This is a genomic window from Bacillus sp. SIMBA_005, assembly GCF_046535585.1.
GTDB classification, from domain to species: domain Bacteria; phylum Bacillota; class Bacilli; order Bacillales; family Bacillaceae; genus Bacillus; species Bacillus pumilus.
The window spans coordinates 52,899-76,324 of sequence record NZ_JAWRWI010000005.1 but is presented as its reverse complement, the minus strand read 5'-3'; the positions used below and the strand labels follow the sequence as shown (position 1 = coordinate 76,324).

Genomic DNA, 23,426 nt, shown 5'->3' with positions numbered 1-23,426 from the left:
ATGGCAGATAAAAAGAGTTCCTATTTAGAAGAACAATTAGAAGCAGTGATGAAAAAAGAGGGCGGCACCTACAGTTTCATTTTTCAAAGAGAGACCATTAAACTCTTAGACGGTTTAGAAGCGGCACCGATCAAAGACATCAATCCTTCATTCAAAAAAGAGATTCAACTAACTGAAGATGAAGTCATCATTTCTATTCAACCGCCTCCTGCCTATCAGGAATTTCGTTTCATCCATGCGAAGGATGAAAAAAGCAAATGGGTTTTTTCATACCAGCTTGTCGATGCAGTTTGCAAACACGACGTGAAGCGGCTGCATCCTATTGTTTCTCCTGAAAACATTGTTTTTCATCAAGGCTTAGCTCCTGCATTTTTGCATTACGGCGTCAAAGAAAGCATCCCGCCATATGAAACAGAGGAACATCGTTTATTAAAAGAAGTCAAAGCCGTCATTCTTCGAGTGGTGGACCATGAATATCAGTTTCAAGAATATGTGGCTTACAGCGAAACGCTGAAACTATCTGAACTGGCAAAAGAAATCAGCGAAACGCAGTCTTTGGAAGAATTGTCTGCCCTGATTCAGCAAAAGATCGAAGCGATTGAAACGAAAGAGAAAACGCTATTGACCATTCCGAAAAAGAAATGGAAGGTCGAACGATATGTCGGACTAGGTCTGCTTGTCCTATTAATCCCTGCTTTGGTGTACACCATTTACACCTTCTTTTTTGCGATGCCGAAACAAGAAGCGTATGTCGAGGCAAACAAATATTATCTCAACAAACAGTACAGCCAAGTGGTGGATACGTTAGAAAAATATTCAGCCAATCAAATGCCGGTCTCTCTTCAATATGAACTGGCCATTTCATATGTACAAACAAATCAAGGCAATCTGTTACTCGATCAGCATAAAAAAGAAATCACAGATACATACACATTACAGACTGATCCGCAATATTTCCTTTTCTGGATTCATATTGGACAAGGCAATAGCAAGGAAGCACTTGATATTGCACGTGTACTTGGAGACGACCGGTACATATTTACAGCACTCGTCGCCTACCGCAATGACATTCAAAACGATGACAGTCTTTCTGCAGAAGAAAAACAAAAACAGCTAGATCCAATTATTAAGGAAATGGCGAAATATGAAGAAAAAGAAACAACGGAGACAAGCACCAATGACTCCTCGGGCGCAAGCCAAACAGATGAAACAGCTGAACAAAAAGAAGAGTCAAAAGCCGATCAAGAGAAAAAAGAGAAAGAATCTGAAGCGAAAAAGAAAACCTCTCAGACGAAAAAAGATGAGAAAAAATAATTCTTTCGCTACAACTGACAGTTGGTGCTGTCCCATGAGGAGGTGGAGCGTTTGAGTCTTCTTTGGGTATTTTATGAGGAGGATTATCAAACCGTCCGTTTAGACGAGCAGTTCAATCGAGAAGCTGTGATTGGACCTGAAATAGAGCATACGGTGACAATCCCTTCACTTTCGTTTGATGAAGGGATCATCCGTTTATCTCCCGATGAACCGAATGATGGCTTTTCCATTTATCAGGGTGAAGAGAAGAAAGGCACATTACTTCTACATGAACCGTATAAGCTTGGTACACTGACACTTATTTTAATGGAAGCACATCATGATCAACACATTTATTACCTAGGAAATAGAGTCGAGCTGTCTTTTTCACGTGAGAACAAAGATGATATCGATGTGTGGAAAGAACAAGCGCATTCCATGTTTCAAGATGCGAGCCAGTTTACTTTGGAGAAAATTGAAGGAACTTGGTATGTCATGCCTCAGAACGAAACGATTTATGTGAACGGGAAAAAAATTCACGGTCCAGAGACAATTGATGCTGGAGATGAGCTGTTTTGGAACTTTCTAACGGTGACATTGAAAGATGATGATTTATTGCAGGTGACTGCATATGAACCATTTCAAACACGTTTGGAAAAAACAAGAGCACCTAGCACAGAAACAAAACAAAAATATCCTTTATATAGACGAACACCGCGTTTAATTTATGATCTGCCAGATGACCGGGTTTCCTTTAGCTTTCCTTCGCAGGAAAGTGAAAATAACAGCAGAGGGCTTTGGCTTGTTGTCCTCCCGCCGCTTGTGATGCTTCTCGTAATGGGAATTGTCGCTCTGATCCAGCCCCGCGGGATCTTTATTGTCGTGTCGATGGCGATGTTTATCATGACGTTAATCACATCGTCTGTTCAATACTTTAAAGAGAAATCACAACGCAAAAGACGGGAAGAGAAACGGCAGCGAGTCTATTCTCTTTACTTAGAGAATAAACGAAAAGAGCTGCAAGAGCTCTACGACCGCCAGCAATATATTTTGACGTATCATTATCCGTCATTTGAACAAATGAAGTATTTAACATCAGAAATTAGCGGCCGAATTTGGGAAAAAACACTTGTGAGTGATGATTTCTTGCAGCTGCGTCTTGGGACGGGCGCAGTCCCATCAAGCTATGAACTATCGATGAGCGGCGGCGATATGGCCAATCGTGACATTGATGATTTAATGGAACAAACGCAGCATATGCAACAGGTTTATCGTGAAGTGAAGGATGTACCCATCACATTCGGTCTTGCCGATGGCCCAACTGGATTGATTGGAAAGCCAGCCATTGTGAAAAAGGAGCTTCATCAGCTTGTCGGACAGCTTGCCTTCTCGCACAGCTATCATGATTTAAGATTTGTGTTTATTTTTCATGAGCAGGAGTATGAGAATTGGGAATGGATGAAATGGCTTCCACATTTCCAGCTGCCTCATACATACGGCAAAGGGTTTATTTATAACGAACAAACACGCGACCAGCTGTTGTCCTCGATTTATGAGATTTTACGTGAGCGTGATCTAGAAGAAGAAAAAGAGAAGAAGATCTTTACGCCTCACTTTGTGTTTATCGTGACAAATCATGAGCTCATTGCTGAACATGTGATTTTAGAATATTTAGAAGGCAGCCGAACGGACCTTGGCATCTCCATTATTTTTGCTGCTGAAACAAAGGAAAGCTTAGCTGAAAATATCTCGACGCTTGTCCGTTATATTAACGAAGAAGAAGGAGATATTCTCATTCAGCACAAGAAAGCCGTCCGAATTCCATTTCAGCTTGATACACATGAGCGCGTGGACAATGAGCTGTTTGCCAGAACGCTGAGAACATTAGATCATCAAGTTGGCATGACCAATTCGATTCCTGAAACGGTTTCCTTCCTTGATCTTTTTCATGCCAAACAGGTAGACGAGATTGGTATTCGTGAAAAATGGCTCACATCAGAAACGGCTAAATCACTCTCTGTGCCAATCGGTTATAAAGGGAAAAATGACATTGTGGATCTGAACTTGCACGAAAAAGCACACGGTCCACACGGCCTGTTGGCGGGAACAACAGGGTCAGGGAAAAGTGAATTTTTACAGACGTACATTTTATCGCTCGCTGTACACTTTCATCCGCATGAAGTCGCTTTCCTATTGATTGACTATAAAGGAGGCGGAATGGCGCAGCCGTTCCGGAATATTCCTCATTTACTTGGCACGATCACCAATATTGAAGGCAGTAAGAATTTTAGTGAAAGAGCGCTTGCCTCAATTAAAAGTGAATTGAAGAAAAGACAACGCTTGTTTGATCAATATCATGTGAATCACATCAATGATTATACGAAGCTCTATAAGGAGAAAAAGGCTGAACAGGCAATGCCTCATTTATTCTTAATCTCTGATGAGTTTGCAGAATTAAAAAGTGAAGAGCCGGACTTTATTAGAGAGCTTGTCAGTGCTGCGCGTATCGGCCGAAGCCTCGGGGTTCATCTCATTTTGGCTACCCAAAAGCCAGGCGGAGTCATCGATGATCAGATTTGGAGTAACTCCCGCTTTAAGGTCGCACTAAAAGTACAAGATGCGTCAGACAGTAAGGAAATATTGAAAAATAGTGATGCGGCGTCCATTACCGTTACAGGCCGCGGCTACCTACAAGTGGGGAACAATGAAATCTATGAATTGTTCCAATCAGCTTGGAGCGGTGCGCCGTATATGGAAGATGGCTACGGATCAGAAGATGATATTGCCATTGTGACTGATACTGGACTTATTCCGTTATCAGGGGTGAGCACAGAGCCGGCTGTGAAAAAAGAGACAGTGTCGGAGATTTCTGCTGTTGTGGATGAAATAGAACGTATGCAGCAGGAGCTTGGGATTGAGAAGCTCCCAAGTCCATGGCTTCCACCGCTCGAAGAACGGATTCCAAAATCACGTTACGCGTCAAGTGAAGAGCATGTCTTCCATTTTGCGCTTGTCGATGAGCCAGATCAACAAAGCCAGCATCCACTTTCTTATCAAATGATGGAGGATGGAAACATTGGGATCTTTGGTTCCTCCGGCTACGGAAAATCGCTTGCTGCAACAACACTGCTCATGAGCTTTGCGGAGAGATATTCACCGGAAGAATGGCATGCGTATATTTATGACTTTGGAAACGGAACATTGCTTCCGTTAGCCAAACTGTCGCACACGGCGGATTATTTCTTAATGGATCAAATGAGAAAGATTCAAAAGTCGATGACGCGTCTGCGGGAAGAGGTTGAATACCGCAAGCGATTATTTAGACAGCAAGAAATGAGTCATATCAAAATGTACAACGCCTTAAATGAGAAAAAGCTCCCATTCATTTTCATCGTGATTGACAACTTTGACATTGTCAAAGACGAAATGCATGAACTTGAATCTGAATTTATCCAGCTGAGCCGTGATGGGCAATCATTAGGAATTTACTTCTTGATTACAGCGACTCGGGTAAACGCAGTCCGTCAATCTCTTATGAACAACTTGAAAACAAAGGTCGTCCATTACTTAATGGATCAAGGAGAGGCGTACTCGATTATTGGCAGACCGAAATTTAGCTTAGAGCCGATTCCAGGACGAGTCATTATCAACAAAGAAGAGCTATACTTTGCACAAATGTTCCTGCCAGTTGAAGGAGAGAACGATCTTGAGCTGTTTGAGCATTTGAAACAAGAGATCCAGCTTCTTCATGATCGCTTTGAATCAGCTGAAAAACCAAAACCTGTACCAATGCTTCCTGATAAACTAACCATTTGGGAGCTAGAGAGCCGCTTAGAAGAACAAAAACAGCCGTATGACATTCCAGTCGGACTAGATGAGGAATCTGTTGCTCCTGTTTACTTTGACTTGAAGAAGAATAAACACTGCCTCATCATCGGTCAAACGCAGCGAGGGAAAACAAATGTGACAAAACTGATGCTTGATCAGCTATTAGCAGCAAAACCTGAGAAGCTGGCCGTCTTTGATTCGATTGATCGGGGGCTCTCTCATTATGCAAAAGAAGAGAACATTGATTACCTTGAAACAAAGGATGATATCACTGAATGGGCCGAGGAAATAGATCGTTTATTCAAGGTGCGTGAAGAGATGTACGTCGAAGCTGTGCGCCGGGGAGAGACTGATCAGTTGTCGTTCTCTCAAATTGTGCTTGTGATTGATGGCATTACGCGTTTTCAGCAGACAATCGACCCGCGTCTTCAAGATCAATTGGCTGATTTCATGAAGTCATATGCACACCTAGGCTTTAGCCTGATTGCGTCAGGAAATCATACCGAATTCAGTAAAGGCTATGATGCACTCACAAATGAAATCAAACAAGTTCGTCATGCTATGTTACTCATGAAAAAATCAGAGCAAAACATCATACCGCTTCCGTATGCAAGACAAGAACCAGATATTCAGCCAGGCTTCGGGTATTTGGTTGAAAACGGGAAAGAGAAGAAAATCCAGGTTCCTTTATGTGCGGTAGAAAGGAAGAGTGTTCAATGACAGAGCAGCAAAAAAGCTCCATCAAAATCGTATCGACGATGATATTGATTCTGGTTCTGCCGGTTTTATTTTTCCACCTCATTGGAGATGACCCGGCAAAACAGAAAAAGAATGCCACACGTAATATAGCTGTGGTCAATGAGGATATGGGAGCGAGCGAAAGTGAAAACACCGCTCGCTTCGGGCAGGATGTTGCCGCCGCATTATCAGAGCGTCCAGATTATACATGGACCGTAGTGAATCGGAGTGCGGCAGAAAATGGACTGAAAAGCAGAAAGTATGACGCTGTCCTCTATATTCCGTCTGATTTCTCTAAAAATGTGCTGAGCTATGATAAAGACCATCCTGAAAAGGCATCCATTCAATTTTCCATTCAAGATCAGCTCAATTCAGTCAATAAAGAGAAAGTGCAAAGAGAGCTGGAAAATGCGCAAAAGAAAATGAATGAACAGATGTCGACGTTATACTGGAGTTTTGTATCACAGGAAATCGGCAATGTCAGAGAAGAGTTTGAACATATTGTCGGGAAAGAAGTCGAATTCCAAAACACGATGTATAACTTCTATAAGCCGAATTCAAACAAACTATCAGACGCCGTTCAGCAGCAGAAGAAACAAATAGAAGAATTAAAAAATGCGATGACTGACTCGCAGAAACAGTATAAAGACGGTCTGACTACAACAGAAGAAGCAAAGAACCAGTTAAAGGACTTTGTAAAAGTAGTCGATCAATACCAGCAGTATCAAGACAAACAAAAAGACCTCTTGATCAAAGCGCAATCGACAAACCAAAAACAAATCCAGCAGGGGCTCAAACAGCTCGCTGATATCCAAAACCAAAATGCCCGCAGCTTTAGGGATCAAATGGGTGGACTCAAAACAGATATCAACGGAGTACAAAGTCAGCTGAAAACAACTGACAGTGCCATCCAATCTGTTCAAAAGTCAAGAGAAGACGCTATTCCTGATCAATCAAAGGGATTAAAGAAACTTGTGAAGACGTCTCAGGAAGAATTGATTAGTAATTATGAAGCTCAATATCTTGCATACATAGGGGATAAAATTACTCCATTGCAAGAGCAATTGAAAGTTTCGAGAAAGGCATTGATTGAAGCAGAGAAACCGAAAGAGGATCCGAATGAGGATTCGAATAATCAAGGTGAAGACCAAAAAGACTCGACAGACGATTTGAAAATAAATCTTGAAGAAGAGACGAAGAAATTAACTGAAATCTCAACAGAAATAAATCAAGTGGCAGATGAGTTGTCTGGAAATGAAGAAACGCCACCTACTCCAGAAAATGGTGAAGAAAATCCAGAACAAACTGGGGAAACCAAATCAACGTCAGTTCAATCAAAAGAGCAACTAAAAGCACTATCCATAAAATTAGAAGAAGTGAAAAAGAATATCGAGGAGAAAACCACAGCTCATAATGATCAATTACAAGGAAAAGTCGATCTTTTGAGTAAAGTATTAAAATCTTTAACAGATAAAATAGATAAACTAGAAGAAAAAATAATAAGAATAGAAACTAGCAACAATAAAAACATAAGTGATATAAAGAAATCCATCATCAAACAAGAATCTGCTATTACAAGAAAATTAGAACGAATAGAAACAACTCAATCTCCATTAAATCGATATACATCGAAAATGGATAAACTTAGAGATTTTAATACAAAATCAGAAAATGCATCAGAATTATTAAAGTATTCAAATGAATTAGTACATTATGAAGCATTACTTAACAGCTTCTATCAAGAGAAGGATCCTTCTTCTTTGGTCGACACCAAACCAGATGAAATCCAGTCCATCCTCTCCATCAAAAAAGAGGAAACAGAAAACTGGGATACGCTCAAAAAACAAATGCTGACGTCAAACGAGGATGTGTCGACTTTTATTGATGAGATGCAGAAGTTTTCAGATGGCTATGCAGAATACATTTCGACTCAGCAGGCAAGCATGGAACAGGAATTAAACACAATTTCTGAAAGTGCGGACAATGTTGCGGAGCAAATGGCTGATCAAGGAGATGCAGTGTATACGGCAGAACTTGCAGGCAGTTCAATTGTTGTCAGTGCGCAGGATTCAATTGGTCAGGAAGTGCTTCGACTTTCTGAAAATATGAGTTCGTTAACCGACCGCCAAAAAGGGGTGGCGGATTATACGAATAACATTGAAGAGAGTGTGACGACGGTCCAAGAAAAAGCGGATACGCTGAATGAAAACTGGAGCAAGAATGTTCATTCCACGAAGCTTGTTCAGCAAGATTTAAAAGGTATTTTAGGAAACACATTAAGTGATCAAGGCAATAGCAACTATGTGTATAATCACTTAGCCAATCCGCTGAAAATCAGTGGTGATGTACCAGAAGAAAAAACGCAGACTGTACCGCCAGTGGTCATTTTGGTCATTGTGATGATCAGTAGTTTGTTAATTGGCTTTTTCAGCTCGTATTATGCGGCAGCTCCGATGCTGGTGAAAGGTGCACTGTTTGGCATCTTAAATCTATTAGTCGGACTTATGATCAGCTTGTTCGGACTGAACATTTACAAGCTTGCAGATGATCAAGCGATTCAGTGGTCCATTTTCACGATTTTACTATTAGTGGCTTGTTCCGCCTTTATTCGCACGGCGTTCCATTTCGGCTCCATTGCCGGATGGATGGCAGCAACAGCGCTTATTTTCTTCTTTGTCGCACCATTAATTGATTTGGTGATGCCGAATTTCCATTTCACAAATCCAGTGACAGACGTGTACTTGTCCATCCAATATGGAAATGGAGATCACTTTGGAATGGGTGTGATAGGATTAGTGATTTTAACTGTCCTCTTCATGGTCATCCCTCTTGTGACAAAGCTATGGAAAGATAAAACAGAGGAACGTGATGTCACTCATGAGGCTTAATCTGTTCGTGAATGGGATGGCACTTGGTGTCATGTCCCTTTTTCTTCTCATTCCTGCTGCTTTCGCTGCTGGTGAAGATACGGATACAAATGTCAAGCCGAATGAATATCAAGAAAAAGAACTCAATATTAACTCAAGTATATTGAGGGATCAAACGAAATACGAACAAAGCAAAAAGACATCAACAGTTAAAACAGACATTCATTTTGCTGAACCGCCTAAAACTCCGGGAGGGTCTCTTTCTCCGCAGCTTTTCAGTGATCTAAAAGAGAACCCGCCCAAAACATCAGTTCACATGATGGAAGAGATGAATATCTCTTTTCGAGATGCCGCTGTATCGGCACCTTCTGGCGATGATCACAAGAAGCAGTCATCCGCACTGCTTCCGATCATCTTTGGTTTCTTGATCGTCTTTGGCATCGTTGTGATGTTCATTCTGATTCCGAAGGTGAATGTGAAGGCTGAAAAGAAATAGCCTGTCTCTTTAAAAAGAGGCAGGTTTTTCTTTATGCACATTGCTTGAAGTCATACCGTTTCACTACGTAAAATAAGGTTATCAAGGGAGGAGATTGTCATTCGAATTTCAATCGTTACAGGAGGATCAAAAGGATTTGGCCTAGCACTTGTGAATCAGCTGCTCTCACGCGGAGATCATGTGTACACGGCAGCAAGAAGCGCATCACCAATTTCTCATTCGAAGCTCACACATACACAGGTCGACCTGACAGATGAGAAAGCAGCAGCCCAATGGCTTCAAGATTGTCTCACGCCGCAAACACTGACAGCAGCTGATGACATCTTATTCGTCAATAATGCTGGCATGGTGACACCAATCAAGCGTGTGGGGCAAGGCGGACAGGATACGCTTCATCAGCATTATACGCTGAATCTTGTGATTCCTGTTTTGCTGAGCCATGTGTTTGTTAAACAGACTCAATCGTTTAATGGAAAGAAAACGATCGTTCATCTTTCTTCTGGAGCGGCGAAAAATCCTTATAAAGGCTGGAGTGCGTATTGCAGCTCAAAGGCAGGACTTGATATGTTTATGAGGACTTTGCATGAGGAACAGCAGGACGAGGCGTATCCAATCAACACGTTTTCATTTTCCCCAGGCACGATTGATACAGATATGCAGGGAGAGATTCGAAAATCTTCAAAACAGGACTTCGAACAAATTGATCGTTTTCAGCAATTATATGAAACAGGCACACTGAAGAGTCCAGATGAAGTCGCATCTATTTTGCTCGATCTTATAGCGGATGATCCAGCTGGAGGCTGCGTATATGATGCACGAGAGTATGGAAAAAAGCAGTCATAACGACTGCTTTTTTCCGTCTTGTACAAGCAAAACCGGCTGATTTGACATAAGATAATCTTGAGACTCATAGAAAATATAACAGAACATTTGAGTTTCTTTTCAGAATATGTTAGGATGCTAAAAATATAGATAAGGAGGGGTTTCCATGAGAAAGGTTACATTAATGGATGTTTACACCCATCCAGTTGCTCAAAAATATTTAAATCGTTCAGGAAAAGCCCATGCGATTGCTTGTGCTTATCACGCATTTAAACTGGCAATGAAGGCTGGAATTAACCCAGATCTCGCTGTGAAAGCAGCACTCTTGCATGACATCGGCCACTATGAATGGTATACAGCCGGCGGAGAATGGGATTACGAGACATATAGACGAAATGATATTCATGCCATTAAAGGTGCAGAGCGGGCACATAAACTGCTCATACGGCTCGGGGAGGAACCAAAAGCAGCTAAAGATATTGCACTTGCGATTCTGCTTCATACAGACTCATATTTGCCAGAGGGTGACCTTCATAAGGACACACTCCAACAAATTGTGAAGAAAGCAGATGAAATGGATGAAGAGCCAGGCGGGCACCACCATTACAGACAAATAGACGAATCACTGGCAATGAAGAAAATTGCCGATTTGGATCAGAAAGTGCAGCAGGCACTTCAGCCCATGAAACGCTCTGTTTAATATGGAATGTCTCCATGAATCGTTCCGTGCTGATCAACATACAATGTGCGAATAACGGTACGGTTAAACGCAGATGTCCCTGACGTAGTGAGTCCAGTGTATTGTACCGTGACAGAATAAGTACCTTCTTTTTTCAATTGAATAGCTGATGAGCTACTTGTTTTCACTGGATGATCCTTTTGTGCGTCTTTAAAGTAATTGGTTTCCACAGATTTGCTTAACCGTTTAATTAGACCGCTTGAATGGGTCGATGCACCTCCTGACTTCGAAGCAGCTTCTTTCATTTCTTCATTTAATGGTGAATCAAAAGATACAAGCAGCAGATAAGGAGCTCTTTTTCCAGAGTTCGATTGAATCGTCCATTTTCCAGGAACAGGTTTATTGATTTTCACATGGTGTGAATATGCGCCTTCATATGGGAAAGAAGCTTCCGATGTCTTAAGATTTGTTAAGACGTCTCCATTTGGGGCAATGATTTCGGGCTGCGACTCCTGCCTTTCATTTAACCACTGGATCGATAAGCCATTCGTTCCTTCCTCTACATAGAACGCTTCTGTTTTATCCTTTTCACTTTCTCCACCTGTCACATAAACATCTGTATTGAGCTCAGCAGAGACGGGCTCTTGTTCCTCTTTATGTTTATTTTCAGCGCTCGAGGCATTTGCCAGCAGCTGATGCTGGAACACAGGAAACATACTTGTTCCGTTTTTGATTGAATAGTGATCCCATTTTCCTGTTAAAATATTGTTTGCATAGGATAGTTTTGTGCTGTTTACTGTGACGGCACCATCATTTGTACCAAAGCTCTTTAAATACATGCCGCCTAAATACAGCGCACCGCCAAATGTTCCCCATTCCGAACCAGAGTAGGTGACATATTTATTGGGGAACGCCTCTAGCTGGTCGGTTTCACTTCGAAAAGCTGCCATCAGACCAGTTTGCAAAGAATAAAGCGCTTCGCTTTTTTGTCCAAGAATTTGCGCGAGCCAGCTCCCACCTTTGCTATATGCTAGATCCGCAAGCGGTGTCCCGTTATGAGGAGAGCCAAGAGTAATGACCTTTTCCACATAGGGATGTGCTTTGAAATACACTAGGGCGGCCTGTGTATCGACCCCTCCTTTACTGTGACCAATCACTATTAGTTTTCTACCAAACGCGTCATAGATTTCTTTGAGCTTTTCTGCTAATAGTTTGCCGTTCTTTTTCATGTCCTGATCTGGGTGCAAATCTATGAATGCGCTTTCGTATCCGTTCTGAACAGCCTGATTTGCCATATCGTTTCGGTTGGACCAAGTGGAGGAGGAGCTGTTAATACCATGAACAAAAACAAGTGGTGGTTTTGACCCGTCTTTTTGAATGGGCTCTTCTCCTTTAAACCACTTTCCTGGCGTCCCTGGGGGATCTCCAATTGTCCCTGCATACGCAAAGCTTGCAGAGGATAGAAAGAGCATGACAGCAACAATACAAATGAGTTTTTTCAAGAAAATTCACCTCTTCAAATGATTTAAATTGTTGGCAGCACCAATCTATTATACTTCTAAAAAATGTAAAAACGAACTAAATGTTAAAATATGGTATTAATGTTGTGGGGTTGCCATGAGTGACATTCACATGGGTTCATGCATACGCTGTGGGTAAATACACAAGTAAAGGGGCGGGTAGTATGGCACAACAAGGAAGTCCACAGCTTGTTTCATTAGTTGATCCATATGTTTATCAAACATTGCAGAAAGTGGTCGGTATGAGATTAATTGTGCAAACAGTGAAAGATACGGTCCGTGGGAAATTGAAGGAAGTCATGCCGGATCATATTGTCATAGAAGCGGGGGCGAAATCAGTTTTTTATGTGCGGATCCAGCAAATCGTGTCGGTGATGCCTGATCACAGTGAAAGAGTGTAACAAGCAGACGCATAGGTGTCTGCTTTTTTTCATGCTTATAGAATGTATATCTGGAAAAAGTGCATGATATACCAATTGTTCTTTTTTTTTCAAAAAATGAGGTTCTAAAAACAAGAAGCAGTTGACAGAAGGGGGGTTGAATAGTAGTTTTTTAATAAGATCAATACGTAACAGGAGGAGCATCTTTGTTAAAATCTAAAGTTCATTTTTGGACATTCCAAATATTACTTGTTTTACTCATTGTGTATGTATCAACAAAGGTTTCGTTTTTATTTCAGCCGATTATTTTATTTGCATCAACACTGTTTGTCCCCATCTTGCTGGCGGGTATTCTCTTTTTCATCTTTAATCCAATTGTTCAATTTTTGTCCAAGAAAATACCTAGAACTCTCGCTATCTTGATCATTTATCTCCTGTTCATTGGACTCATCACGTTTATCGTCAATGCTGCTGGACCGGTGATTATCTCGCAGGTTGGTGGACTTGTCAAAAGCTTCCCTGGTTATGTGACGGACATGCAGAAATTTATCAATGACTTTTCGCATTCTAAAACATTTACTTGGATGATGAGCCAAGATTATGTATCTGTCTCAAAGTTTGAACAGACGGTCGTTTCGACATTAAAGGCATTACCGGAAAACATTGCTTCAAGCATGTCTGCGGTGTTTGGCGTGATTGCGAATATTGCCTTAGCCGTCATCACAGTTCCATTTATTTTATTTTATATGCTGAAAGACGGGCATAAGTTTCCGGACAAGCTCGTACAGTTCTTGCCAATGCCTTACCGCAAGGAAGGGCTGAAGATCTTCAAAGAATTAAATGACACACTCGCAGCTTACATCCAGGGCCAGATTATTGTCTGTTTGTTTGTCGGAGTCGCTTGTTTTATTGGATACTTATTAATAGGTGTAAAATATGCGCTTATTCTCGGTATTATCATTGCGGTCACAAATGTGATTCCATACCTTGGACCATATCTTGGAGCGGCACCAGCTGTACTGATTGCTTTTCTTGATTCGCCTGGAAAAGCAGTGGTGACAGTGATTGTGATTCTTGTCGTGCAGCAAATTGACGGAAATGTCATTTCTCCATTGATCATTGGGAAACGCCTGAACACACATCCTTTGACCATTATCCTGTTATTAATTGGGGCAGGAAGCTTTGGCGGCATCCTTGGCATGATCTTTGCGGTTCCTGTCTATGCACTGCTCAAAGCCATCACTCTGAATATTGTCAGATTGGTTCAGCTACGTCAGCGCTCTCGCAAAGAGCAGCACTTAAACGTCTAGGGCAGATGCACAACTTTTCCCTTTTTGCATAAGATGATTGTCATAAGCAGATAGGGGGAGATTCTGATGCCTGCAATCGTTGGACCTATTCATATTGAGTCATTAGGAGGCAATGGTGCAGCTACTTTCGGTGATGTACTGGCCATAGCCCCATTAGCTGTAGACCACTCGACTGGCGGGGCAGGAGCCTTTAATTCAGGTGATTATATGTCGCTTACAAGTGATCCGAATGCGACGATGCTATGGGATTTCACATTGTTTGGCCAGCCTCAATCATTTAATGCATAGAAAGACAGCTGATGCTCACATATCAGCTGTCTTTTTTATATTGGATAGACACATATTTTCCTCATAGGCATATGATGAGGGGAGTAAAGGTGGTGGAAAGATGCCAGCGATTGTTGGGCCTATTCATATTGACCGTGTAATTGGAAATGGTTCTGCACATTTCGGTGATGTTTTTGCCATTTCGCCAAAAAGTGTCGATCACTCTGCCGGTGGATCAGGTACGTATAATGCAGGTGACTTCGTCCAATTTTTTAACAGTCCAAATGTCACATTTGTTTGGGATTCAAATCTTATTAGTCAGCAGAAGAGCTTCAATGCGTAGCCAGCTTTGAAAGGGAATTCCTTTTCTGAAGCTGTCTTTTTTTATGGTACAATGGATATGGAAGTAAGAAGGAAAAAGAGGTGTGAACAGAGCCAAATGAAAATTAGAAAAGCACACATCACAAGCGGACAACCAAAGACCTACAATGTATATTTACATGAAAATAAAAAAGAATATAAAACGCTTGTTGCCGTACCTGATATTGAATGGAGTATTTCCATTGCGTACGAGGACGAAAAAGAGCAGCTGATCCATACACTCGAGCAATCCTTAATGGAAAGAGCAGAAACAGACGAAGCCCGTGAACTTGCACTAAAGATTGTGCACTGGGTCACAGAAATGTAAATATGAAAACCAGGAGTGAAAACAGCGATGAAAGAAGAATCCGTAGACTTTTATTTGCAGCAAGGGATATTTGGACATGCTGAAACAAAACCCGATGAACGAAGAATGTTTCTCGGTTCATTAAGAGAACGAGCGCTTCTTGCCCTGACAAAGGGACAGGTCTCACGAAATAAACCGTATCAAGAGGTCGAACAAGTATTAAAGGCCAACCGTCAGGCCACTGTTCTTTTAAATGGTGAGTTGTCCTATGCTTCTTATTCTCAATATGTGAAAATGGCTAATACCGCGGGATGTTCCTTTAAAGTGGTGAATCATCATGAGGCACATTCTCCTTTTGGTCTTGTGATAGAGCTGCCAAATGCGGTCAATCAAAAGCACATCTATATAGAAGATGAGCTGTTTCAAAAGGCTTTTTCTCACGAATCTGTTGAATAGGTTTCCCTAGTGAAATGAATAAGCTATAATGAGTCAAAAGAGCATATGGGAGAGATGCGGATGGGCAAAGCATTGATTTGTATTGATTATACCGTTGATTTTGTTGCAGACGATGGAAAATTGACATGCGGAAAGCCTGGACAGGCGATTGAGCCTAAGATCACAGAGATCACTTCTTCGTTTATTGATGAAGGGCACTTTGTCGTCTTTGCAGTCGATCATCATGAGGAGCAAGACCTTTATCATCCAGAGACAAAGTTATTTCCGCCCCATAATATTCGCGGGACAAAGGGAATTGAACTTTATGGCAAACTAAGTTCACTATTTCACACGTCAAAGCATTTAAAACATGTCTACTATATGGAAAAAACAAGATACTCTGCTTTTGCAGGCACTCAATTAGAAATGAAACTGCGCGAGCGTGGCATCACTGAACTTCATTTAGCCGGCGTATGTACCGATATTTGTGTACTTCATACAGCTGTTGATGCGTACAATAAAGGCTTTGAAATTGTGATTCACGAGAATGCTGTAGCGAGTTTTAATGAAGCGGGGCACGAGTGGGCACTTTCTCACTTTGAGCAGTCGCTTGGTGCGAAAGTGGTTAAGTAAGGGAAGGAGAATGGAAGTTGGAGCATCGGTTTATTGACGACAGTTTATCACTACATACAGACCTTTATCAAATTAACATGGCAGAAACGTATTGGAGAGACGGCATTCATGAGAAGAAGGCAGTGTTTGAACTCTTCTTCAGAAAGCTTCCATTTGACAATGGCTTCGCTGTATTTGCTGGTTTAGAGAAAGCGATTGAATATTTATCGGACTTTTCCTTCACTGAAAGTGATCTAGCGTATTTAAAAGACGAACTCGGTTATAAAAGCGATTTCATTGATTATTTAAGCGGGTTGTCCTTTACAGGCTCCCTTCATTCAATGCGGGAAGGCGAAATTGTCTTTGCAAATGAGCCAATTATGCGTATCGAGGCAACGCTTGTCGAAGCGCAGCTCATTGAAACCGCCTTGCTGAATATTGTGAACTTCCAGACGCTGATTGCAACAAAGGCAGCTCGGATTAAAGGAATCATTGAAGATGAGACAGCATTAGAATTTGGAACAAGACGTGCACATGAAATGGATGCTGCGATGTGGGGAGCAAGAGCGGCACTCATCGGCGGCTTTCAGGCGACAAGTAATGTTCGTGCTGGGAAGCGTTTCAACATCCCAGTGTCAGGAACACATGCTCACGCACTTGTACAAGCATACCGCGATGAATATACGGCATTTAAAAAATACGCTGAAACCCATACAGACTGTGTCTTTTTAGTCGATACGTATGATACCGTAAGATCCGGTATTCCAAATGCCATTAAGGTAGCGAAAGAATTTGGAGACAAGATCAACTTTATTGGTGTCAGACTTGATAGTGGTGACCTTGCCTACTTGTCTAAAAAAGCTAGAACGATGCTGGATGAAGCTGGATTCCATGACGCAAAAATCATTGCATCAAGTGATCTCGATGAACATACCATCATGAATTTAAAAGCACAGGGTGCCAAAATTGATGTGTGGGGTGTTGGGACAAAACTGATCACAGCATTTGACCAGCCAGCTCTCGGTGCAGTGTATAAGCTTGTGTCGATTGAAGAGAATGGTAAGATGAATGATACCATCAAAATTTCATCCAACCCAGAGAAAGTGACAACACCTGGACGTAAACGTGTGTACCGCATTATCAATCAATTGAATCATCACTCTGAGGGTGACTACATTGCGCTCGAAGAGGAAGATGTTCATAGTGAGGATAAGCTGAAAATGTTCCATCCTGTGCATACATTTATCAGCAAATTTGTCACAAACTTTGTGGCGAAGGATCTACATGTCCCGATTTTTGAACAAGGGAAACTTGTATATGACAATCCGGATATTCAAACGATTCAAGCCTATGTGCAGGAGAGCCTCGGACTTTTCTGGGAGGAATATAAACGAATCAGCAAACCAGAAGAATATCCAGTCGATTTGAGTCAAAAATGCTGGGATAACAAGATGCAGTTTATCCATGACGTGAAAAATAAAATTAAACTAGAGCTTTATGAAAGCTAATGTTGGAAGAAAGGAGATCATCAAGTCAGGTGATCTCTTTTTTTATTTTTTGACCGATTCAAAATGAACCATAAGCACAATCATTTGGTATACTGAAAGCACATCTTGTTTGTCATTGCATAAAGGAGGATTGGAGCAGTTGAGGGTGTTTGTTGCGAGACAGCCTATTTTTAACAGAAAAGAACAAGTCGTATCATACGAGCTGCTTTATAGAGATAGTGAAACCAATACATATAGCGCTGAAGATGGTGACCAAGCGACAACGGACCTCATTATTAACAGTTTTTTAAATATCGGCATCGAAACATTGACAGAAGGCAAAAGATGCTACATTAATTTCACCGAAAGCTTACTTTCGTCTGATCTGCTCACCTATTTTGATCCGCATCAGCTTGTGATCGAGATATTAGAAAATGTCCCGATTACCCCGGCACTTATTATGAGATGTAAGGAATTAAAAAAATGGGGATATACGATTGCACTTGATGATTTTTTTCTAAGCGGATCACATTTCAGTGACAAGTTGCTTGAGGAACTCCTCTATTGCATTGATATTTTAAAAATTGACTTTCTAAAGACCACATCGGAAGAACGTAGAAAAATTCTACATACCTATAAAAAATATCGACTTCGTTTCCTTGCAGAAAAGGTGGAAACGCGAAGAGAATATGAAGAAGCGCTAGAAGCCGGCTTCCATTTGTTTCAAGGGTATTTCTTTAGTGAGCCGCATGTTATATCAGGACGAGCATTATCAACCAGCTTCCATGCGTATCACCAGCTATTAAATGAGCTGAGCAAGGAACAGCCGAATATCCAGGTTGTGACCCATTTTATTGAAAGTGATCTTTCGCTATCATACCAATTATTAAAAATGCTCAATTCAGGCGGCATGAGACGTCTTTATCAAATCAAAAGTATCCGGCAGGCGATTATTCTGCTTGGTTTTAATGAAATTAGGCGGTGGATCTTTATTCTTTCATTTAAAGAATTGAATGTTCAAGCCAACTCAAGCCAAAAAGAAATTATTAAAATGTCCTTCATTCGGGCAAAAACGTGTGAACTGATTGCAAGTCGTACCGAACGAGAGCACCCAGCCTCTTATATGCTGACAGGCATGTTTTCTCTCATTGATACACTTGTCAGGGCAGATATCACAGAACTTGTAAAAGAGCTGCCACTTTCTGATGAAGTTGGTGAGGCACTGCTTGGCTATGAAAATGATTATTCATTTGTGCTGGATGTCGCCAAACGGATTGAACGAAATGAATGGGATCATGAGATGTTAGATGGGAATCTCCCGAAGCAAGAAGCCTACGGATGTTATATAGAAGCCATTGAATGGTGTCATAAAATGTTTGAATCATAAAAGCCGCCCACGCTGAGAGCGGCTTTTTTTGTTATGCCCACTGTAAAAGGAGAAAAAGTCTGCTAGAGGCAAGAGACAAGTAGATACGAATGCCTTCTGGACTAAAGCGGATGTCAATACCACTTTTCACACCGATTTGTTTCAGCATTCGGATGACACTTGTCGAATCAGAGCGCTCAGCAGCCTCCATAATCCGCTGTGCAAACGAAAGGGAGCTGGAAATCTGCTGTGTAATAAGTGAAGCATCAGCAACAAGTCGGGCTGATTCCTTTGCGGCTCGTTGAAATGAGTGGGCATCTACTGGAGGAAAAGTCATAGGCGTGCGCGGATATGCACGGCTCATTGCGGGACCCTGCAAAGCAGGATAAGGAACATAGTAAAACACATGGTCACCTCTTCTCTCATTGACGTGAAATTGGACGGATATCTGTTCTAAATGTATGTAGAAAATCAGAATAAAGAATCAAAATGATCTTTCTATCTTTATAAATCCAACATAAAAATAGGTACTTTTGCGGTCAATTTCGGTGAATGTCGCCAAAAAATTGCGGTGTCCACAAAGGGGCCTGTCGTCTGACCTATAACACGCAAAACCGAGGTTACAGGAGGGATCGTATGTTCCGTTGTGAGAGAAGTGTGACGAATGATGCCTATTCTTGTCGCAAAAATGACGGAGTTCCTTTGAAATTAAGATAAAAGTATGATTTGAAAAGTCAGAAAATGATGAAAAAAGACCTATTGAATTTTGCGGTATCACGCACACATTTTGTGCATACTTTTCGGTGAAAAAATACTCAATTACATTTACACTGTTAGTAACAGATCAAATACTTATGACCCAATCACCATACACAAATACATTGATCTTCCAAAAAAGGAGAGTGGAATCGATGGAAAAGTATGAAATCGAAGAACTTAAACAATTATTATGGAAACTTGAAAACGAAATTAGAGAAACAACGGCTTCTCTTCATAACATTAACAAAAGCATTGATCAGTACGACAAATATGAATATGTGAAAATTTCTTAAAGACTTGATAATCATCAAGTCTTTTTTTTATCCAAATACATACAAAAAAAGGATATATTATTATATAATTGTTAAATAGTGATGTCAGTGGACATTTGCTCATGTCTTTTTAGTAAAATAAAAGGTGGAAGGGTGAGGGACAAGATCGAGTATGCTAAACTATCTAGAGAATACGAAAATCAAGCAGAATATGTCTGATTTTATTCAACATGCAGTCAGGCAGAAGGATTTACAAAAGCTGCTTCTAGAATTTACAGATAGAAAAAAAGAATTTCCTCTTGGTCAATTAGCTTACCAGCATTATGAGGCATTTGGCGGACAAGACAAGCAAGCGATTACACAATTGGCAGCAGGGATTGAACTTCTTATCTTATCTGCCGATATATTAGATGATATTGAAGATCAGGACAATGATTCGTATCCTTGGATGAACGTCGACCAAGGAGTGGCCATCAATGCTTCTACGTATTTATATACGGTGAGTATCCAATTCATTGCATCAATATGTGAAAATAATTCTCAACTAGTAGAGAAGCTGTTCCATTTCATTAAAATGTCAATGGAAGGGCAGCACGAGGATTTGCGTCATTTGCATGGAACAGAAGAAGAGTGTGTAGAGGTTTTAAGGAAAAAATCAGGATCATTAACAGCTCTTGCTAGTGTACTGGGTGCTTATTTAGCGACGGGGAAAATCAACGCAACTGTGGAATCTTATTCAATATGTTATGGTGTTGCTGAACAGATCAGTAACGATTTTTTTGCGTTATTTTCAAAATCAAACGGAGATTTTGAAAAAAAACAAACGCTGGCATTCAGTTATTTGCAAAGACGTTTTAACGATGCCAGTCAAGAGCTTCTTTCCTTCTTTTCTAACCGGCTGGATGAGTCAGAGCAAAAGCGGTTTCAACTGAAGCAGAAGTTACTTGAAGCTGGTTTGACTCAGTACATGGTATCGATGAGAGAGATTATGCTGTTAAAAATGAAGCGTGAAATGGAACAACTTGATTTACCTAAAACGAAGAAGGAACAATTATATGCATTTATGACAAAGGAGGGCAATGATTGAACATTCAAAATGTTATTGCATATTTAGTGAAAAATCCTGGTGTTGTGAATGAATTGGACTTAGGGAATGCAAGTTTAATTCATACAGATGAGCAAACGATGAAAGCAATCATTCAAGGTATTAAGAAAGGGCAAATGTCTGCAGAGTATATATGGTACTATAAATGATACGATTCATTTAAAAATGATTTAAAAGTTCTCCAGTTAAGGATGTTTTATACATGAAGATAACTTATACGAAACTATCTGCTTTTTTGGTTTTTCTATCTTTTTTATTTGTGATCTATGTTTCATATATTTATGTATTTGATATTTTTAATGGAGCACGTGTAGCGGAGAACAAGAACGGTCAAGCAGAAGTTGTCAAAGTTGAATATCTTTCTTTAGCCTACACATCAGGATTAGAAGAAGGAGATATTATACTTAAAATCAATGGGGAACCTGCTAACAACAAAGATCATTTGATCAATGGTGAGCTTAGGAATGTGCAAAGAATTGATATTCAAAGAGGCAACCAAATGATCACCCTAAAAAATAAGACATTGATTGGTCAAGAAAGTTTATTTGTCTATTTAATTCCTCTCATCCTGTATTCAATTTGTTTATTTTGTATCTTCTTTATCATTCGAATTAACAAAGAGGCCCAACGAAAATCAGCATTTCTATTAGTTTTATTTTTATTAACGATTTGTATCGGATATCTTAGTGCAGGTACTTCAGGGATTGGTGAGAGATTTAGCCATTATGTGATCGTATTTTGTTTATCAAGTGTATTTATCTTTTATATTCATTTCATTTATCAATATTTCAAAGAGTTTGACCTGCATATAACGACTCAAAAAACAATTCGCTTTTTATATAGTCTTCCTATAATTAATCTAGTAATAGAGTTATTTGTTCCGATTGATTCGGCGATAGCCAGATACATGCCAAGTTTAAATCTTTTATTCTTTTTCGCTTCTATTATCATGTCATTCAAAGTGATTATCAATGGAATGCGGAAATATAAAGAGACAGAGCAGGGGTCTGTTTTAAAGTTTTTTGTCATGATAAATATCATAGCATTTTGTCCTTTTATATTTTTATTTGCAATTCCATATGTTTTGTTTCGTATTTATGTGGTAGATCCCTTTTTCTTAACTTCTTTTGTCTTGCTCATTCCTTTTTCACTCGTGTATCAATTTATGACGAACAAGCTTTACAACATGGATTTTTTGATAAGCAGACTGAAATACTATGGCTTTCTAGCCATTACACCGACCATTTTTGTTGTCGTCACGTTTTACATTTTGCAGAAACCAGAAGATTTGAAGTACACCCTGAAGCTCGCATTAATCACCTATGCGCTTATGCTTGCTGTCTTTTATTTTAAAGAAATTCTAGATTTCCGCTTCCGGCTGAAACGTTTTTCAGAGAAGCATAATTATCAGGACAGTGTGTTTAAATTTACTCAGCTCATTCGTGAGGCGTCATCACTTCACCAAGTGTTATATCATTTGAAATACACCATTTTAGAAGTGCTGGTTGTGAATAAAGCCTTTGTGCTTGAAGTGAAGCCAGATGGACAGATTGAAGAGATTGATGAATCTTCAGGTGATAGCAATCTATGGAAAGAGTATGTGGATCAATTTCAGGATATTTTAGGGGAAGTCGGGAAAATCATTGAGCTTGATAAAGGGTTCATGATGAAAATTGGCGAGCGGGGCGGTCACTCATTTGTGATTTGCTGTTTATCCAATTTACAGACACCAAAATTGACGCGTGATGAGATTTCTTGGCTGAAAACATTGGCATTTTACACAAGTGTCAGTTTAGAAAATGTCGTCAAGATTGAAGAATTGATGGAGCATCTTGAAGATTTGAAGCAGCGTGAAGCGAACCCTGCTTGGCTGAAAAAAGTCATGTTTGCGATGGAGGAAAAGCAGCGCTCCGATTTAGCGAGGGATCTTCATGATTCCGTGCTGCAGGATTTGATATCGCTGAAAAGACAGTCAGAGATGTTTTTAACGAATTTCCAAAACGATCAATGCCCAACGTCTATTGAACAATCGCTTATCTCATGGAATGAACAAATGTCTAAGGTGATTCAAACGACGAGAGAAACATGTCATGAACTTCGGCCGCAGCTGCTGTACGATTTAGGTTTAGTGAAGGCGATATCGAAGCTGACTTCTCAAATTCAGGAGGAAGCACCATTTCATATTCGGCTGAATACGACACGCTTTGATAAGGAGCTGGACATTGATATTGACTCCCAGCTTAATATTTACCGGATTGTTCAAGAGCTGTTATCTAATGCCTTGAAACACTCTCAAGCCAGCCAAGTGCTCGTAATGCTGATTTGTATTAAAGATCAGGTTGTTCTTCACTACGAGGATGATGGAGTTGGTTTTGACGCAAGCCATCTTGATCAGCACACCATGAGCATGGGCCTCTCTGGAATCAGAGAACGAGTCAAGGCGTTAAATGGGAAGCTTCACATTCACACAGCACCTGAAAAAGGGCTGAAGGTGAAAATTGAAATGGAATTGTAACGATTTAT

Annotated in this window: 21 protein-coding genes; 19 read left to right on the top strand and 2 right to left on the bottom strand. The window is 40.5% G+C overall.

The genetic code is table 11. The features are described 5' to 3' along the window. From essB to SB660_RS09730, 6 genes are all read left to right on the top strand, one after another. A complete protein-coding gene (gene essB, locus SB660_RS09755) occupies positions 1–1,314 on the top strand; it encodes a type VII secretion protein EssB (RefSeq protein ID WP_410582325.1) in 1,314 nt (437 codons plus the stop codon). A 51-nt stretch (positions 1,315–1,365) separates the two neighbouring features. Beyond that, positions 1,366–5,841: a type VII secretion protein EssC gene (gene essC / locus SB660_RS09750; RefSeq protein ID WP_410582323.1), complete on the top strand. Its 4,476-nt coding sequence runs from the start codon at positions 1,366–1,368 to the stop codon at positions 5,839–5,841. Then, positions 5,838–8,747 (top strand): type VII secretion protein EsaA, encoded by a 2,910-nt coding sequence (gene esaA, locus SB660_RS09745; RefSeq protein WP_410582321.1) that lies wholly within the window; start codon positions 5,838–5,840, stop codon positions 8,745–8,747. Before essC ends, esaA begins: the two co-directional genes overlap by 4 nt. Further along, positions 8,728–9,222: a type VII secretion protein EssA gene (gene essA, locus SB660_RS09740; protein ID WP_410582319.1), complete on the top strand. Its 495-nt coding sequence runs from the start codon at positions 8,728–8,730 to the stop codon at positions 9,220–9,222. Before esaA ends, essA begins: the two co-directional genes overlap by 20 nt. A gap of 99 nt (positions 9,223–9,321) precedes the next feature. Beyond that, positions 9,322–10,065, top strand: a complete 744-nt coding sequence (locus SB660_RS09735; protein ID WP_257474648.1) for a (S)-benzoin forming benzil reductase — start codon at positions 9,322–9,324, stop codon at positions 10,063–10,065. 145 nt (positions 10,066–10,210) lie between these two features. Further along, entirely contained in the window at positions 10,211–10,744 is a 534-nt protein-coding gene (locus SB660_RS09730; protein ID WP_003212819.1) for an HD domain-containing protein, read from the top strand. Here SB660_RS09730 and SB660_RS09725 read toward each other — a convergent pair. After that, complete coding sequence (locus SB660_RS09725) at positions 10,741–12,225, bottom strand: esterase/lipase family protein (RefSeq protein ID WP_180310167.1); 1,485 nt, start codon at positions 12,223–12,225, stop codon at positions 10,741–10,743. The two genes, SB660_RS09730 and SB660_RS09725, sit on opposite strands and share 4 nt — an antisense overlap. Positions 12,226–12,407: 182 nt before the next feature. On the opposite strand from SB660_RS09725, the gene SB660_RS09720 reads away from it, so the two are divergent. The 9 genes from SB660_RS09720 to SB660_RS09680 all read left to right on the top strand — a co-directional run bounded on the left by SB660_RS09720 (position 12,408) and on the right by SB660_RS09680 (position 18,788). After that, entirely contained in the window at positions 12,408–12,644 is a 237-nt protein-coding gene (locus tag SB660_RS09720; RefSeq protein WP_003213721.1) for a YuzF family protein, read from the top strand. Positions 12,645–12,829: 185 nt separating this feature from the next. Next, on the top strand, positions 12,830–13,933 hold the full coding sequence (locus tag SB660_RS09715; RefSeq protein WP_058013785.1) for an AI-2E family transporter: 1,104 nt from the start codon (positions 12,830–12,832) through the stop codon (positions 13,931–13,933). Positions 13,934–13,999: 66 nt separating this feature from the next. Further along, a complete protein-coding gene (locus tag SB660_RS09710; protein WP_003213446.1) occupies positions 14,000–14,221 on the top strand; it encodes a spore germination protein in 222 nt (73 codons plus the stop codon). Between the two features lie 100 nt (positions 14,222–14,321). Beyond that, a complete protein-coding gene (locus SB660_RS09705) occupies positions 14,322–14,543 on the top strand; it encodes a spore germination protein (RefSeq protein ID WP_034317131.1) in 222 nt (73 codons plus the stop codon). A 96-nt stretch (positions 14,544–14,639) separates the two neighbouring features. Continuing rightward, entirely contained in the window at positions 14,640–14,888 is a 249-nt protein-coding gene (locus SB660_RS09700) for a YueH family protein (RefSeq protein WP_058013786.1), read from the top strand. Between the two features lie 27 nt (positions 14,889–14,915). Further along, entirely contained in the window at positions 14,916–15,323 is a 408-nt protein-coding gene (locus tag SB660_RS09695) for a YueI family protein (protein ID WP_410582315.1), read from the top strand. Positions 15,324–15,383: 60 nt separating this feature from the next. Beyond that, entirely contained in the window at positions 15,384–15,935 is a 552-nt protein-coding gene (locus SB660_RS09690; protein WP_144461867.1) for a cysteine hydrolase family protein, read from the top strand. Between the two features lie 17 nt (positions 15,936–15,952). Then, entirely contained in the window at positions 15,953–17,422 is a 1,470-nt protein-coding gene (locus SB660_RS09685) for a nicotinate phosphoribosyltransferase (protein ID WP_058013789.1), read from the top strand. Positions 17,423–17,561: 139 nt separating this feature from the next. Beyond that, positions 17,562–18,788 carry an EAL and HDOD domain-containing protein gene (locus SB660_RS09680; RefSeq protein WP_012011110.1) on the top strand — a complete coding sequence of 409 codons (1,227 nt, stop codon included), beginning with the start codon at positions 17,562–17,564 and terminating at the stop codon, positions 18,786–18,788. A 31-nt stretch (positions 18,789–18,819) separates the two neighbouring features. Here the strand turns inward: SB660_RS09680 and SB660_RS09675 are convergent, their stop codons facing one another. Beyond that, a complete protein-coding gene (locus tag SB660_RS09675) occupies positions 18,820–19,173 on the bottom strand; it encodes a YuzC family spore coat inner layer protein (protein ID WP_034620108.1) in 354 nt (117 codons plus the stop codon). Positions 19,174–19,678: 505 nt separating this feature from the next. Here SB660_RS09675 and degQ point away from each other — a divergent pair. From degQ to SB660_RS09655, 4 genes are all read left to right on the top strand, one after another. Next, the gene (gene degQ, locus SB660_RS09670) at positions 19,679–19,819 is read left to right on the top strand and encodes a degradation enzyme regulation protein DegQ (protein ID WP_003213123.1); all 141 of its coding nucleotides are present in this window, start codon (positions 19,679–19,681) and stop codon (positions 19,817–19,819) included. 151 nt (positions 19,820–19,970) lie between these two features. Beyond that, positions 19,971–20,885 (top strand): polyprenyl synthetase family protein, encoded by a 915-nt coding sequence (locus SB660_RS09665; protein WP_410582312.1) that lies wholly within the window; start codon positions 19,971–19,973, stop codon positions 20,883–20,885. Beyond that, on the top strand, positions 20,882–21,052 hold the full coding sequence (gene comX, locus SB660_RS09660; protein WP_098677614.1) for a competence pheromone ComX: 171 nt from the start codon (positions 20,882–20,884) through the stop codon (positions 21,050–21,052). Before SB660_RS09665 ends, comX begins: the two co-directional genes overlap by 4 nt. 53 nt (positions 21,053–21,105) lie before the next feature. Beyond that, positions 21,106–23,418: an ATP-binding protein gene (locus SB660_RS09655; RefSeq protein WP_339163736.1), complete on the top strand. Its 2,313-nt coding sequence runs from the start codon at positions 21,106–21,108 to the stop codon at positions 23,416–23,418. The last annotated feature ends 8 nt before the right edge of the window (positions 23,419–23,426 follow it).

What these genes read in the sequence shown, in the direction of transcription:
- essB (WP_410582325.1), top strand. Translation starts at nt 1, where the DNA reads ATGGCAGATAAAAAGAGTTCCTATTTAGAAGAACAATTAGAAGCAGTG.
- esaA (WP_410582321.1), top strand. Translation starts at nt 5,838, where the DNA reads ATGACAGAGCAGCAAAAAAGCTCCATCAAAATCGTATCGACGATGATA.
- essA (WP_410582319.1), top strand. Translation starts at nt 8,728, where the DNA reads ATGTCACTCATGAGGCTTAATCTGTTCGTGAATGGGATGGCACTTGGT.
- SB660_RS09730 (WP_003212819.1), top strand. Translation starts at nt 10,211, where the DNA reads ATGAGAAAGGTTACATTAATGGATGTTTACACCCATCCAGTTGCTCAA.
- SB660_RS09720 (WP_003213721.1), top strand. Translation starts at nt 12,408, where the DNA reads ATGGCACAACAAGGAAGTCCACAGCTTGTTTCATTAGTTGATCCATAT.
- SB660_RS09710 (WP_003213446.1), top strand. Translation starts at nt 14,000, where the DNA reads ATGCCTGCAATCGTTGGACCTATTCATATTGAGTCATTAGGAGGCAAT.
- SB660_RS09705 (WP_034317131.1), top strand. Translation starts at nt 14,322, where the DNA reads ATGCCAGCGATTGTTGGGCCTATTCATATTGACCGTGTAATTGGAAAT.
- SB660_RS09700 (WP_058013786.1), top strand. Translation starts at nt 14,640, where the DNA reads ATGAAAATTAGAAAAGCACACATCACAAGCGGACAACCAAAGACCTAC.
- SB660_RS09695 (WP_410582315.1), top strand. Translation starts at nt 14,916, where the DNA reads ATGAAAGAAGAATCCGTAGACTTTTATTTGCAGCAAGGGATATTTGGA.
- SB660_RS09690 (WP_144461867.1), top strand. Translation starts at nt 15,384, where the DNA reads ATGGGCAAAGCATTGATTTGTATTGATTATACCGTTGATTTTGTTGCA.
- degQ (WP_003213123.1), top strand. Translation starts at nt 19,679, where the DNA reads ATGGAAAAGTATGAAATCGAAGAACTTAAACAATTATTATGGAAACTT.
- SB660_RS09665 (WP_410582312.1), top strand. Translation starts at nt 19,971, where the DNA reads ATGCTAAACTATCTAGAGAATACGAAAATCAAGCAGAATATGTCTGAT.
- SB660_RS09655 (WP_339163736.1), top strand. Translation starts at nt 21,106, where the DNA reads ATGAAGATAACTTATACGAAACTATCTGCTTTTTTGGTTTTTCTATCT.